The organism is Bradyrhizobium sp. SOJA106, from assembly GCF_059448745.1.
On the sequence record NZ_CM182549.1, the window covers coordinates 1,572,590 to 1,586,872 of the forward strand.

At 57.9% G+C, this 14,283-nt stretch carries 8 protein-coding genes; 2 read left to right on the forward strand and 6 right to left on the reverse strand.

What is annotated here, in order from left to right; translation table 11 throughout:
- Positions 1–28: 28 nt before the first annotated feature.
- From AC5V87_RS07235 to AC5V87_RS07250, 4 genes are all read right to left on the reverse strand, one after another.
- Positions 29–331, reverse strand: coding sequence for a hypothetical protein (locus tag AC5V87_RS07235; RefSeq protein WP_495370444.1), 303 nt, complete (start codon positions 329–331; stop codon positions 29–31).
- Between the two features lie 239 nt (positions 332–570).
- Positions 571–2,844 carry a di-heme-cytochrome C peroxidase gene (locus AC5V87_RS07240; RefSeq protein ID WP_495370445.1) on the reverse strand — a complete coding sequence of 758 codons (2,274 nt, stop codon included), beginning with the start codon at positions 2,842–2,844 and terminating at the stop codon, positions 571–573.
- A gap of 55 nt (positions 2,845–2,899) precedes the next feature.
- Positions 2,900–4,201 (reverse strand): hypothetical protein, encoded by a 1,302-nt coding sequence (locus tag AC5V87_RS07245; protein WP_495370446.1) that lies wholly within the window; start codon positions 4,199–4,201, stop codon positions 2,900–2,902.
- Positions 4,202–4,380: 179 nt separating this feature from the next.
- Positions 4,381–7,602 (reverse strand): hypothetical protein, encoded by a 3,222-nt coding sequence (locus AC5V87_RS07250; RefSeq protein WP_495370447.1) that lies wholly within the window; start codon positions 7,600–7,602, stop codon positions 4,381–4,383.
- 870 nt (positions 7,603–8,472) lie between these two features.
- On the opposite strand from AC5V87_RS07250, the gene AC5V87_RS07255 reads away from it, so the two are divergent.
- The gene (locus AC5V87_RS07255) at positions 8,473–9,507 is read left to right on the forward strand and encodes a hypothetical protein (RefSeq protein WP_495370448.1); all 1,035 of its coding nucleotides are present in this window, start codon (positions 8,473–8,475) and stop codon (positions 9,505–9,507) included.
- Positions 9,508–10,562: 1,055 nt separating this feature from the next.
- On the forward strand, positions 10,563–11,474 hold the full coding sequence (locus AC5V87_RS07260) for a site-specific integrase (RefSeq protein ID WP_495370449.1): 912 nt from the start codon (positions 10,563–10,565) through the stop codon (positions 11,472–11,474).
- Positions 11,475–11,558: 84 nt separating this feature from the next.
- Here the strand turns inward: AC5V87_RS07260 and istB are convergent, their stop codons facing one another.
- Both istB and istA read right to left on the reverse strand, forming a co-directional pair.
- Positions 11,559–12,371, reverse strand: a complete 813-nt coding sequence (gene istB / locus AC5V87_RS07265) for an IS21-like element helper ATPase IstB (RefSeq protein WP_495367623.1) — start codon at positions 12,369–12,371, stop codon at positions 11,559–11,561.
- Positions 12,368–13,882: an IS21 family transposase gene (gene istA, locus AC5V87_RS07270; RefSeq protein ID WP_495367624.1), complete on the reverse strand. Its 1,515-nt coding sequence runs from the start codon at positions 13,880–13,882 to the stop codon at positions 12,368–12,370. The genes istB and istA overlap by 4 nt, the downstream gene beginning before the upstream one ends.
- Between the last annotated feature and the right edge of the window lie 401 nt (positions 13,883–14,283).

Sequence of the window (14,283 nt, forward strand, 5' to 3'; positions counted from 1 at the left end):
TATCCTATCGCACCCAACGCGATGACCGCTAAAGTTTCGGTCTGTGCGAATGCCTGTAATCTGCTGCCGCACTTTCTAAAAGCCTCCCCGGCATCGGCCAGTCTTTTTTTATCGCCTCGACCTGTGGGTCTCGTGGCCTGAACATATTTGAGCGTAGCTCAACAGGTACTGCGCTTACATTGCCGAAATGTATGAGGGTCTCTATGGATTCCTTCTTTAGATCGAAGAACGCGCGAACAGGTTTGCCGACAAACTCCGCAGTGATCCAGCCAATGGCCGCTCCTAAGGCGCCCAGAGCGACCGGTTCAAGCCAAGCAAGAAAGTCGCTCACTGTACGCAGACCTCAAGCGGAAAGGTCGGTGCACCGATTCTGCCGCTTCCTATGCGGTTGATAGCTGCTGTCATCAAAAGAGCCCCAAAAGGGGCAATCAAGCGCAACTAGCGGACGAGTGCAAGTGGTGAAGGTTTCGATCGCATCCCGAATGGCACGCGCGCTGACGAGGCGCGCGCGACGTCGGCGGAAGCTCGAGGTGGCGGCGCCGACACACAGGCCGACGGGTAACCCATCGCTCATAAAGTCTTGAGATACTCAACAAGCGCTCGGCGCTCGGCTTCGGTCAATTCTGGTCCGATGACGCCAGGCGCCAGCTTCGTTAAGTCGGTTTCCTTGCCCTCGAACGAATGTCCGCGATTGCTGTTGCCAAGCAGCGACACATCAAAGTTCGTAAGGCCGGCCGCACAGCTCTCGATCGCCTTTGCTTTTGTAACAAGCCCGACCTTGACCGGGTCGAACGCACGACTGCCGACGCAAAACGACCTCGGCCGTTCGGCTTGCGGCACCAACATGTCTCTCAGTGTCGGAACGGACCCATTGTGAAGATAAGGAGCCGTTGCCCAAACACCATCCAATGGGCGGGCCCGGTACTGAGGCTCAAGGGCGAGTACTGTCTCGTCCTTGCCGTTGTGGCTCGCACGCGCCCCGACATAGACCCGCTGGTTTTGGCAGTTCTTCCGAGGCCCCCACATTTGCCGCTTGGTCTCTTCAGAAGTGTCGTTCGCAATGATCCATTGATCGATCGTTTTGCTGACCACGTCCATGAGCGCGAGTACAAACAGAGGATCTACGCCTTTATCTGCCAGAAGGCCACAACCTCCGGCTTTGTTAAGGTCATCTGCAGGATTTAATCCGAGTGACTCGGGTAGGTGAACGCGCCGCGTCGTGAGGACGTTAGATTGTTGGCGGTCGGTGCCGATCGCCGAGACCGGCATCTGGACGACATTAAAATAATGTCGTCCCCCGATCTCTACCCAATTCTTCTCGCTCTTGGCTGAGCGATCGGGGTTCTCTGCGCGCCAGAACGAGTCTTCCGGCCACTTTTTATCGAAGGCAGCATCGTTCACCGGGCCTCGGTGGCATTCAAAGCAGTGAGCACGATAAAGATCGCGACCCTGTTCAACGAGCTTTTCATCGATCGCCCAGGCCGGGTCACTGCGGAATTTCTCCTGCGCGTCCTTCCATCGGGGGGCTACGAGCCCGGTGAATTTTCTGCCTCCTGCATCTTCAGACGAAAAGGGATCGGTGCCGCGTAGAAGCTCTTCGAACCGCGCGATGTCGGAGAGATGTATGGATGAGGCAAAAAGCGGCCTTCCGGGCGCGACAGCGGTCATATTAATTTTTGCGCTGACACCGAGCGCTTCGCCTGCATTTCGAACGAGTTCGTTGAGAACAGATGCGTCATACTGTGCCCAAAGGAAATACGGCGTGTCCCAGATCGGTGGAAAGCTCACGGGGGCATCGTGGCGCGCGAAGTTGCCCTTGAGGAGTGGCTCGGACAGTTCGCCGGTCAAGGGATCGAGTAGATTGCTATAGAAAACCTGGTTCCCGATCCGATTCAGCGCATCAAGTCGACCGAACCCTTCATCGAGATCCGCTACTCCCTGTCCCATCAAAAGTCTGTCGGTCTCTGCCTTTTGGTTCTTGATCTTTTGGAGTGCTAGCTCAAGATCGCTTCGAAGCTTATTTCGATCGACGCTCTGCCCTTTGATCTGCTCCAGCTTGCTGGCGAAACGCTCGAAACGCCATGGCAAGATCAGCGTGTAGCCGATAGACAGCCCGACGGCTCTTTCAACCTCGCCAAGATTGACCATCGCCGGCCCGCCGTCGAACCGTATGCTGACATTCTTGTATTCGAGATGACCCGTATGACAGGCGGCGCAGGTTAGCCCGATCTGATCTTCATACGGGACGCCAGTCGCCGGATCGACACCGCCCTTGAGTATGGCAAAGCCGACCGGCAAAGCATTTGGGTTGGCGGGCGCGCTTGGAGTCCAACCGGGGTTGGCTATATCCCCATTCGGCGCATCGTCCTGATAACCGTATGCGGGCGCAATACCGGCGAAGTCCTTTGAGCCAGGACTGGGAATGAAGCCGAGGCGGCGCAGGTAGTTCTCGTCCGTTAAGCTCGTGTAAGAGAAGGACAGCTCCGGGCGTTCCAGGGCCAAAAACCACTGATAAGGGACAGGGATGGTCGCTGTCCCCTGCGATGTGTGGTGAAACCAGTAACGCTGGCGGGCGCTCCAATTTTGCGGGAGCCAATAAGCGCTTTCTATTTTTGATGGCTCGGGCAGGGTCGCAGGCAGTAATTGAGCGACGAGATTGGCATCGTTCTTGATCTTAAGGGTTGCGTCGCGAACCTTCTCCGGGGCGAAATACACCAGGCCGGCCGCCACGATCACGACAACGACGGTTGCTAATAACAGGCTGGTGATATGAGGCCAGCGCATCCACCAGGAATAAAGACGAGAGCCAAAAGAAGGTCTGCCCATAGCAAGGACTCCATCCATCTTTTTCGTCCGTCCAGCCGGCCCGGCAGGCTACCGGAAACGGCGACGGCGTCTGTTACTTGTTCAGCGATTGGCTATTGATGAAGGCGACCACGTCGGACGTCTCGGCTGCCGCGCGCCTGGTTATCGTCGCCGCTGCCGGGCCGCCGCGCAAAAAGGATGGGAACCAACCGAAGTTGCGAACATTCCAGTTTTCTTTCGGCCACACCGCGCGGTTGACGCCCAGCGCTACGAAATTTGGAATTTTCCTGGCGAGTGGCTGTGCCGTCTCGGTGTGACAGCTCACGCAATCGGTATTGAAGAAGTGGCTCTTCTTCGTATCGGCAATGGTATTGACGATCTCGATGATGCGGCTGTTGGGCGCGTTACCATCGATGAACTCGGAGGTCGAAACACCCTTACGATTAGCTTGGGGCAAGGGCGGATTTTGCAATGCCGCGTGTCGACAGGTGACCGGGTTTTGATTGTTCGTGCCCGGTTCGGGGACCACGTGCTTTCCGCCGACGGCGCTGAACATCTGTGCCACGTGCATGCCATCAAGCGTCGGGCCGGGGACTGGGATTAGGCCTGCTTGCGGGACCCTTAACATCGACACGAAAATCCAGGGTTCGGGCGGGGCGATGCCCATCACGGCCATGGTGTTGAGGCGCTGCGGCGAGAGGTGCTTCTCAATCAAAGCCTTGAGCGCATCGCGGAACGCCTTTGCCGATGCCCCTACAAGACCCGGGTGCACATTCAGATCACCCGCAGTCGAGACTTTGACATTGCCAAACTGTCCGGCCCCAAGCTGATCGCGCAAGGTCGCGACGTCACGAATGATCGCCTTGAATGCTTCGTCGTCCGGTTTGGATCGCGGGAACGGCGCACAACCGTCCAGAGGCGGGTCCGGGGCGAGAGTGAAGCTGAAGATAAGGTGGCCTGCAGTGTCATGAACCCTGAGGCCGTCCGGCCCATTGGTCACCGGCTGAATGATGAGCCGGATCTGTGGTTGTCGGCCAAACTGCGCGATGATCTCCGGCGACAATCCCGGCGCGCCCGGATCGATCCGGATGCCGGCCACAAACCAGGCGCCAATCTTTTTCACGGCATCGGGAAACTGAATGCGCCGTGCACCCGAATCGGGCACGCCCGGATGCTCCGGATTTTCGGCGTTGGCGATAAAATGCGCGAAATCCGCGTCGGAAAACAGCCGCTGCGGCGATCCCGAAGGGCCTGCAAGATCAGACACGGCGATCAGATTGGCGAGGTCGGCCGCCGACTTCGGCGGAGGAAAGAGAATAGATACGTCATTGGGCGCAAGCGGCCTGGACGCCGCTTGCGCCGGAGCCGTTCCTACCTCCAAAGCTGCGACGAACATCAACCCCGCCGCTAACAAGCTTGCGAGCCGTCGCGGAAACAGAGATCCGTTGATTTGACCCCTCGCGATCATTGGAAAATCCCCCTGCAAGAGCAAAAAGTTAAACATCAGCTGTCGAACAACTACATCTCGCCGCTACGCGCCTCGCCATGGCAATGCGGGCGACCGGATCAAACCCTTCATTCCTCACCGTAGAATTGGCTTTGCAAGGTCTTGAGTTTCGTCGGATGCAACGCCTCCTCGATACAGCCGAGGAACATCTCACTGCGTGCATTGACCCGCGCGTGATCGGCTGGATGCGTCATATCGGTTTGCAACGCGCGCACCGTTGTCCAGTCGTTCGCACGATCCTTGAGCAATTCGAATAGCGTTCGGCGGTTGTCCGGCGGAGATAACCGGCCGTCCTTGTACCGGTGCAGTCGGAAGTGAGCGAAGGTAACCTTAGCCGAGATCTTCGCATCAAATAGCGCGTCGGGTAGCGTTAGCAGATCAAGTCCTTGCAGCTCGCGTAGCTGCACCATCTGATCCTGCGCTTCCTGATACTGCTCACGGCCGACCAATTGATACATTCCTCTCGGGCGAAACAGCCAGCCGTCGTCCGTGCCGGGCTGGTTGCCAAAGTCGTTGTCATCGTAAGCGAGCACGAAATTGGCCAGTTCCTTGGGATGATTAAGCAAAGAGTTCACGTCCACCGCGGGCTTGTTTGCGGCCAGGAGCCTCGAATTGTTCTTGTCAATGCGATCGCGCCATTTCTGTGGGAGTTGAGAAACCGCGCTGTAAGAAAAGTTCTCGCTGCTGCGAGTAAAATCGGCGCTGTCGTAAGAGACGGATCCTAGAATATAGGCAAGGATACGGGGATCCGTTTCCTCGACGCGATCCCATTCCTGCAACAAGGCTTTGACCTGCTCGGCCTGATAGTAGGCCATATAGCTCTTGCGATATGGCGGAACGGGTGGAGGGGCCGGCGAATGATCTTTGCGCGATTGACTCAGCTGGTGCTCGTAGGCGGCGACTTTTTCCTGATATTCCTCATAACCGCGCTGTTGCAACCAATTGCTCTCATAACAAGCAAGTAATGGCTGCGGCTTGATCTTTGGAGTTGGTTGATATTCCTTCGCTAGCTCGTCGGCGTAGGCAGCGCGTGCAAGTTTAGCATCCTTCAGCGTTTCAAATGCGGTCGCGACGGATCCATTCAGAAGATGGAACAACTTCACCTGCAGGCAATCCGCATTGCTCTGCCTTTCGCGGGACTGATCGAAGTCGTCCTTCGGCACGCAGTCCCAAAAGCGGCCGCTGCTCAATGAGATGATATCCTCGGTCTTCTGGGACAGTGTCCAGCCGAGCGGAAGGCTATAAAACAATCCTGTTATGTCCGTCCGGCCGAATGTTGGAAAGCGCTGAACACTTGGCGTCACTTCGGCGTCGGGGCGACGGTCGATGCTGGTTGCATGATTGAGGGCCACATAGGTTCGGGAGGTTCGTGTGCTTAGAAGCGCGCGTACCGGCTCCATGAGCTCACCGAACATAAATGAACCATGATCACCGAACTGCCCGCTGACGAGGGACAGCAGGTAAATCCTGAATTTCGGCGCATCGGAGGTGCCCTTGATGGCGTTAAGCTTCTCAATCAAGTCGAGCGCTGTCTCAATCCCAGAGTTCTCCACATATCCGCCGTCCACCAGGCGCGCCTGCGGATGAGAGGTTATGCAGTCATTTTTGACTGAGACGGTCGCCGCTGGCGTCACCCACGGAAAACGCGCGCTCGTGAAAGCGGCCGTGCTGAGCGGAATACGCAGCGAGTGGCTCTTGACCGTTTGGTCCGTCCCAGTGCCCGCACGTTCAAGCGCTGCAAGAACACACAGGTCTGTGTCTTTGGGGTGCAGCGGATCGAAATCAAATGGAGCGATGACGGCCCGTTTGCCGCTGCCGGCATCCGTCGTGTTGAACAACAGGGCCGGCATGTTGTTGTCGGGCGTCCAATGGGACTGGAAGTCAGCCCTTAGCAAATTGAATTGATTGCCGCTGCCCTTGTTGCTGCGGAGGACTCTGTCACCGGCGTTCTCCAACGTGTATTCGAGGAAGCGCGCGCGATCGAAGGCCGGGATCGCGAACGGTGAAAACATCTGAGTGAAGTCAGTAAAGAGAAAGCCAGCAACCAAAGGCGACAGAAAATCTGTTGCCAAGATGCTTGCAACCCGCTGCTCGACCGGCCCAGGAGCATCAAGATCTTGGACCCGTCCAACCCCTGCCAGGAAATCCGCGATTTTGGGGCATGTTTTTGCGTCGACGGCATTCGGATCAAGGGACGCATTTTCGGCGTGGAGCGCAGCGGCGAAGATTGCCGAGCCGACGCTGCCCCCGGACACACCGCTTATCGCAAACAGATGTTGGCGAAATGCCGGACAGAGATCCTGCATCCGCGCAAGAAACCGCGCCGCATTATTGGCGGCATAGATTCCTCCGCCTTGAGCCGCCACAATGAAGACGGGATATTCGCCCAGCCTCTTGGCTTCCTCTACCCGCGGTTTTTGTAAAAGCCACTCGCGGAATGCGGCGGCTGCGGACGTGCGCGCCTTTTCCGGCGAGCTGTTTGCTTCAGAGACGTTACGCAGTTCGTGGTCGTCACCTCCCAACAAGGAGGCAAGCAGAAACAACCCACCGAACACAACCGGAATAAACGGAAACGCAAATCTGATGGTCAGGAGAGCAAAATGGACCGTGAGACCAAGGACGCAAACCGCAAAGAGGGCGATCACGCCAAACGATCCGACAAATTGTGCAAGCCTATCAGGCAGCATAAGGAATGCTGCTGTCAACAGCACGATGCCGCCGATCGAGAGCGCGAGAAACCTGTAACGGATGAAGTAAGCGTTGTTGGCGCGGCTCGCGAGATCAATCGAGCGATCTCGTGATCCTATTCGCCAAGTAAATGCCACGAAACAGACGAGCATGATCAGCATGGCAATTGCGAGGATGAGCAGCATGTTCCGCTCAAACGCAAGCGCCTGGTCCTGAATGCGGAAGATACTTCCGACTTCCTCGACCTCGCCAATCTTTTGCGCCGGCCGCGAGGCGAATTGGCCTGCTATGGCCGCGATGATCGGCAGAGCCCCAAGCAGGACGGGAGCAAGTCTTATATAGAAAGCCATGCGCCCCGAAGGCTTGGGGATTTGCGGCAGGGATGCAGTTGTGAGCTGAAACGCGCTTGCCCAAATCGCCGTCGCAATTACGCCCAAGGCCGCAAACTCCTTGAACGTCACCCAGCCAAGGTCGTCGGCGGCTATCCGGTAGAGCTCCTGAATCTGATCTGGCAGGTAGAGCAATGCTGAGATAGCTACCGACAGGACAATGATCCATCGAAGGTTGCGCAACAAAGTAAACAGCTGCTCGCGCACAGTCATCGCGTGATCTCCTCACACTTTATGGAGGTTGCTGGCAAGCTGGTAAAAAAAGCTCGCGTACCAGGCATTCGCGCCAGCTCACATTGAACACATCCCAAGCATCAGGGCGGCTTGAAAAAAATTGAATTACCGTCACGCTCCTAGGTAGCGCATGTAATATTGTGCACTTCCCTACAGGAGTGTTCTAGGTTTGTCGATGTCTTCTACGCAGCAATCGCAGAGTTTTCCTCCGAATGGCCGTGACTTGCTGATCGCCGCGCAATCGATGGCTGACGTATGACTCCCGTTGAGGCGGATGGCCAAGCGTGATCGCAAACGATCAGTACGAAACGCGTCGTTCCCAGTAGGAAGATTGCGCTGTTGCCAGCACAGGATGCGAGATGGCCCGCGACTAAGCTGGGATCGAGTGGACCCTCGAGAGCGACGTCTTGCGGCTTGAAACGCCGCCCTCAGGCTCTTGTTCAGCGTGACTCGGGGTAGAAACGCAAAAAACAGGCGACGTTGCTGCTCTAAGCTGTGGGGTTACGAAGTTTGGGAGCCTGCTGTGTTGCGCGCCCTGCCGACGGCATGGCTGAAGAATCTCAGTCAATTCAGTGAGGATGCTCATCAGGATCAAGAACGGGCTTCTGTGACTCGCCGTCTGCCTCACGTACTCAAGCTTTCCTCGCGGATGTGATGATTGAGCCACAAGCTGAGAATTTGTAGCGCACAAATCCGTAACGCGTTTAATACTGTGAAGGGCTGCCGTAAGGTGGCCGGCGACTTAAACGCTATCATAGACATTTCCTCCGGCCCGCGGTCCGGCGGGAGTGGCATTCGTCGCTTGCTCTGTATTCATGCTTTGTTTCACCAAATTTCTTGAGAGTAGTCATGCTGCATAGGCGGCCTAAGAACCCGAACATTCGCGCGAAATTCTTCAGCCAAGCATGGGATGAAACGCGATGGCAGCCAGCGTTGGCAGGCATTACAACGGTCTTTCTTGCGGGCTGTTCGCTCCATCCGGTCCAGCAGGATGTTACTGGGGTGCGCACATCCGAGCTTGTGCAATACATTCGTTGCGAAAGCCGACTGGCAATCCAGGACAAGGCGATCGCTCTCTTCCGGAAGGAGAATCAGGCCAACCCTTTGATTGATGAGCTCAGCGCTCTCCGTGGAAGACAGTGGCCTTCGAACCTCAGGACTCGTTTAAACGGAATCGAGCAGGTCATTTACGATCGATACATCCGGACTGGCATAGCCTATGATTTTTCCTTCGACATTACTGAGGACAACGGCGCCTTCGGCGGCGCCGACCCCGTCAAGTTGTTCACCAATGGGGCTGCGGGACTCGGCTTGTCGGCAAGCGGCGATTTCAGGCGCGAGAACCTCAGGCATTTCGTTGTCAGTGAGACAGCCGAAGATCTTTTGGAGAATGGCCAGCTGGAGTGCGGGCCGAGCTACGACTACAAATCATCCAACTACACTTACCCGATCGCAGGAAAGATCGGAATCGACGAACTGCTTTCGACGTTCTTTGACGTCAACGAGATCAAGAATTTGTCGCCTGACAAAACGAGCGCGACGGTTTTTGCAGACACATTGACTTTCACCACGACCATTACAGGGTCAGCCTCTCCGCATGTTATCGTAGCACCGTCGGGAAACCGGTGGGGATTGGCGAGCGCAGCAAGCCTCGGCGTCTCCGGATCGAGGGTGGATAAGCACGCGCTGATCATTGGTCTGTCGCTCGACACGACGAAACGAATGGCTCCACGGCAGACAGCTGCGGCTGCGATCGTGGCTCCTGGATTGGCAGCAAGGTCCGCCCTTCAAAGATCCAATGTGCGATCAGCGAACGAGCAGAGCGCGCTTGATGCTGTTACTCAAGCGCGTCTGGACGCTTATCTGGATCGGGCGTTTCGCTAAACCAGGAGTCCTTGCTCTCCGCGACGGCGGCATCGCATGCAGCCGGCGCTTTGACGGGCAGTTGAGTTTGGATCCACAGTGGCTCCGCTGCCTCCATTCCGCCGTGAGCGCGAACACTCTTGTGAGTCTTTGAACTGCCGTTTTGGGGGCTGGCGACATTCCTTGGCGACCTCATCGCGGTGCTCCTGGCGATGTCGCTTGCGCTGACGGTCACGATGTGGCGGGCATTCTCCTGTTCTACGAAGGCCACGGACGCGATCTCGAGGTCACCATCTCGTAGAATGCCTCGTGGGACTATTTCTGTCATTATGGATCCGGTCGACCGATGGTCAGTCTTCGGCATTCCGCGGCTCCGATTGCCGACAATACCGTACTGTTCACCGTCTTTTTTCAAGCACGACCAGTCGCCCCGTTGGGATTGGCTCCGGCGATCTCTTAAAAATGGCAACCGTACTTGGGTTGCGTAAAGTCTCACGGGCAACCTTAACGAGTGTTAAGTGCAGCCCACCGAGGAGGGCTTGCTGTGGGAGAAGGGAGATGTCGCGGGAGGGCTGATTGTCACCGGTCTAACCAAATCGTCTCCCGAGGGAGGCTCAATCATCGCTGTTGCTCCGGATGGGGATTTGGTAGCCGTGGCGACGTACGCCATCCGCCTGTTTAGGACGAAGTAGCGCGGTAGCCAAGAGTGGGTTGTAGGCCATGGCACCAGCTAACGCGTTACAGGAGTCCTGTTCGATTGACTATCGACTTGAGAATGGACGTGGGTAATCGGTTTGGGTAAGAGCATAAACGCTAGCGGCGCCTACGAGGCCAAAACAGCAGCCTGGTCCGGGCGTAGTTCAGTGGTAGAACGGCAGCTTCCCAATCTTTTGTGAAGCCTCTCCACCGTTCTACATAGTGCCCGTAAACCCCTTGTAATGCAGTGGTTTCTGCGACTCGACCCTCGTATACTTCGGCATGGTTATCCGCCTCAATCCACGTGAAAGGCGTGCCAAATCGTGCCAATTCTTGGACTCACAGATCTCACCGTTCAGTCACTGAAGCCCGGCCTATACATGGACCGGAAGACGCCGGCTTTTGGCTTGCGCGTCGGCAAGCGTCGAAAGACCTGGATCGTCCTCAAAGAGCCCAACCGGACCAAAATCCGGCTGGGTCACTATCCCGATCTGAAGCTGGCAGAAGCACGCCGCCGCGCCTTCGTGGCTCTTGGCACGCCGGTCGGAGAGGAAGAAATCAGCATTGAGTTCGAGCAAGCGAAGCTCGTCTTCATTGAGGAAAACTACAAAGGCAAAGCCGAGCGTACGAAGTCTGAGACGCTTCGTCTCCTTAGCCGCTTGGATTTTAGATGCACGCTCGCTGATCTCGACGATGCGACCATTGAGCGTGAACTTGGCAAGCTCGCCGACGTGCCCAGCGAGCAGCTTCACGCCTTCCGCGCACTCCGGACGATGCTCCGATGGTGCACGAAGCCTCCCCATCGCTACATCAAGCGGAGTCCACTTGAAGGCTATCCGGCTCCAGGGAAAGACAAAAAACGCAGCCGTATCCTGAGCGACGACGAAGTCAGAAAAATCTGGCAGGCATGCGATGGTTTCTTCGGCGACATGATCCGCCTCATCTTCCTGTGGGGATGCCGCAACGGAGAGATAGGCCGGCTGCAACGAGCCTGGCGAGAAGGCCGCGTAATCACGATCCCAGGTGAGTTTACTAAGAATGGACGCGCGCACGCCATTCCGATCCTCCCAATGGCGCGCGCAATCCTGGATCGGCAAGAAAAGATCGGCGACAACTGGCGAGACAAGAATACCGACTACTACTTCCCCGGCCATATCAAGGGTACGCACTTCAACGATGGCTCGTGGGGAAAGCTGAAAAAGGAGCTCGACAAGCAATCGGGCGTGAGCGGATGGCAAGTGCGGGATTGTAGCGCGGCAATCTGGGTAGGAAGTGCGCGGCAATCAGGATAGCGAGGTAGTGTCGCGGCCTGATGATGATTGCCGCGATGATTGTCGCGCGCAAGAGTTTTGTTGAACTCTGATTGTCGCGCAGCGTCAATCAGCGACGGTTTTGGGTGTCGCGTGCGATGGCGGCCGTCCGGGACCGCGTTTTCGTTCGAGGGCGGTCCGTCTGCGATAGCTCTCGACGTTCATCTCGACGATGGTGGCGTGGTGAACGAGGCGATCGATAGCGGCCAGGGTCATGGCGGGGTCCGGGAAGACCCTGTTCCATTCGCCGAATGGCTGATTGGCGGTGATCAGCATCGCGCGGCGCTCATAGCGTGCGCTGATGAGCTCGAACAGCACGCTGGTCTCGGCCTGATCCTTGGTAACGTAAGCGAGATCATCAAGAATCAGGAGATCGAAGCGATCGAGACGATTGATGGCCGCCTCGAGGTTAAGCTCGCGTCGCGCCAGCTGGAGCTTCTGCACGAGATCGGTGGTCCTGGTGAAGAGGACGCGCCATCCGTTCTCGATGAGGGCCAGGCCGATCGCTGCCGCCAAGTGGCTCTTTCCGCCGCCGGGCGGCCCGAACAACAGCAAATTGGCGCCCTTGCCCAGCCAGCTGTCACCGGCGGCGAGCGCCATCACCTGCGCCTTCGAGATCATCGGCACGGCTTCGAAGTCGAAGCTGTCGAAGGTCTTTCCGGCGGGCAAACGTGCTTCGACAAGGTGTCGTTCGATCCGACGGCGGCCGCGTTCGGCGATCTCGTGCTCGGCGATGGTCGCGAGGAAGCGGCCGGCCGGCCAGCCTTCCTTGTCGGACTGTTCGGCAAATTGCGCCCACAGCACCTTGATGGCAGGCAGCCGGAGCTCATTGAGCAACAGATTGAGGCGCGCGGCATCAACCGTGTTCGTTACGGTCATGCGGCACCTCCGGTCTCGGCGGTACCGATGAGGCATTCGTAGGTCGCAAGCGGCACGAGCTGCACCACGACGTTCGGCAGGTTGGCGGGATCGGGGGCGAAGTGAGCACGTAGCCGGTTGAGGTCGGGCAGTCGGCCGGCGTCGAGGTCGGCGGTGAGCTGATCGGCGAGTTCGGCCTCGCAGCCGCGCTCATGAGAGAGCGCGAGAAGATCGACCATGATCCGGCAGGCTTTTTTGTCCGGCAAGCGTTCGCGCAAGCGATCGAAGGTCTTCCGATAGGCATCGCGCGGGAACAGCCGATCTCGGTAGACCAGATTGAGAAGCGCCATCGGCTTGCGCCGCAGGGAATGGATCACGTGCCGATAATCGACGACCTGGTCGTACTTGCCATTGGGATGCGGCCGCCCACGCGGCAGGGTGACGAGATGGGTGCCGCCGACGAACACGTCGAGACGATCGTCGTAAAGGCGCACCCGCAGCCGGTGACCGATCAGGCGCGATGGCACCGTGTAGAACACCTTGCGCAGGGTGAAGCCGCCGGACGATGTCACGCGGACGATCACCTCTTCGTAGTCCGAGGTGCGGCGATCGGGCAGCTCCTGCAACTCCATGCGCTCGCTATCGATCCGCTTGGCCTTGCGGGCATTGCGGCGGCTGACGATCTCGTCGATGAAGCCGCGATAGGTGGCAAGATCGTCGAAGTCGACAGTTCCGCGCAGCAGCAAGGCGTCCGCGATTGCTCGCTTGAGATGACCGTGGGGGCCTTCGATCGAACCATTCTCGTGAGCAACGCCTCGATTGTTGCGGGAAGGCCGCATGCCGTAGTGGGCACAAAGGGCCTCGTATCGCTGCGTCAGATCGTCCCGTGCATCACGATCGAGATTGCAGAATGCGGCCGACAGACTGTCGGTCCGATGCTCCCGCGGCGCCCCACCCAGCGACCAGAGGGCATTCTGCAGGCCTTCGGCCAGGGCAACGAAGCTCTCGCCGCCAAGCACGACGTGGGCGTGCTCGAACCCGCAATAGGCCAAACGGAAGTGATAGAGACGATGATCCAACGGAGCACCCGCGATCGTCACACCCAACTCGCCCATGTCGGTGAAGTCGGAGAGGCCGAGCTGGCCAGGCTCGTGGGTTTGGCGGAAGATCACCTCCTGCTCCTCGCCGTGGACCGCCCGCCATGCACGGATCCGACGTTCCAGGGTACGACGGATACCGCTGCCGAGATCCGGATGACGCCGTAGCATCTCCTCGAACACCGCCACCGGGCGTAAGCCAGGGGCCGCCTTCAGGATCGGGACGATCTCGGTCTCGAACACGTCGCTCAACGGGTCCGGTCGTCGCCGGCCGCGGGGCGCCTTCCTTTGCGATGGAAATCGGGGATCTCTCTCGATCCGATAGGCGGTCGACGCACTGAATGACGCCTTGGCCGCCGCCACTGGCGGGCTATCGGTCTGACGGTACTTCATGTAGAGCCTCATCTGGTGATCTGTGATGTGTCGGCCGGGCAAGCGAGTGATTCCTCTTGGCGGAAGAACCACTTGCATAACCCCGCCGGCCGCGATCACCAGTCGGCGCGGTCCTCCTCGGGATCGCGCCGACGCTGGGCTCGTAACTCCGGTCGGGCTACGCCCTCCCTACGTCACGAGCCCAGCGAAACTCTCTCACCTTGAATGACGCTGCCTTCCATCCTGATCGCCGCGCGACAGCGGGATTCTGCGTCGGACGTTTCGTTCGACGCTCGCGCGGTTGGGGATCTCGCGCGAGATTGCGGAGATCATGCTCAACCACGTAACCGGCGGAGGCAAAACCGACCTAGACGAAATTTACGATAGATATGACTATCTACCTGAGAAGCGCGCCGCACTGCAAAAGCTTGAAGCTCACCTCAGAAAGATACTGGCTCACAAAG

Excerpts from the sequence above, each read along its gene's own strand:
- AC5V87_RS07240 (WP_495370445.1), bottom strand. The coding sequence starts at position 2,844 with ATGGATGGAGTCCTTGCTATGGGCAGACCTTCTTTTGGCTCTCGTCTT.
- AC5V87_RS07245 (WP_495370446.1), bottom strand. The coding sequence starts at position 4,201 with ATGTTCGTCGCAGCTTTGGAGGTAGGAACGGCTCCGGCGCAAGCGGCG.
- AC5V87_RS07250 (WP_495370447.1), bottom strand. The coding sequence starts at position 7,602 with ATGACTGTGCGCGAGCAGCTGTTTACTTTGTTGCGCAACCTTCGATGG.
- AC5V87_RS07255 (WP_495370448.1), top strand. The coding sequence starts at position 8,473 with ATGCTGCATAGGCGGCCTAAGAACCCGAACATTCGCGCGAAATTCTTC.
- AC5V87_RS07260 (WP_495370449.1), top strand. The coding sequence starts at position 10,563 with ATGGACCGGAAGACGCCGGCTTTTGGCTTGCGCGTCGGCAAGCGTCGA.
- istB (WP_495367623.1), bottom strand. The coding sequence starts at position 12,371 with ATGACCGTAACGAACACGGTTGATGCCGCGCGCCTCAATCTGTTGCTC.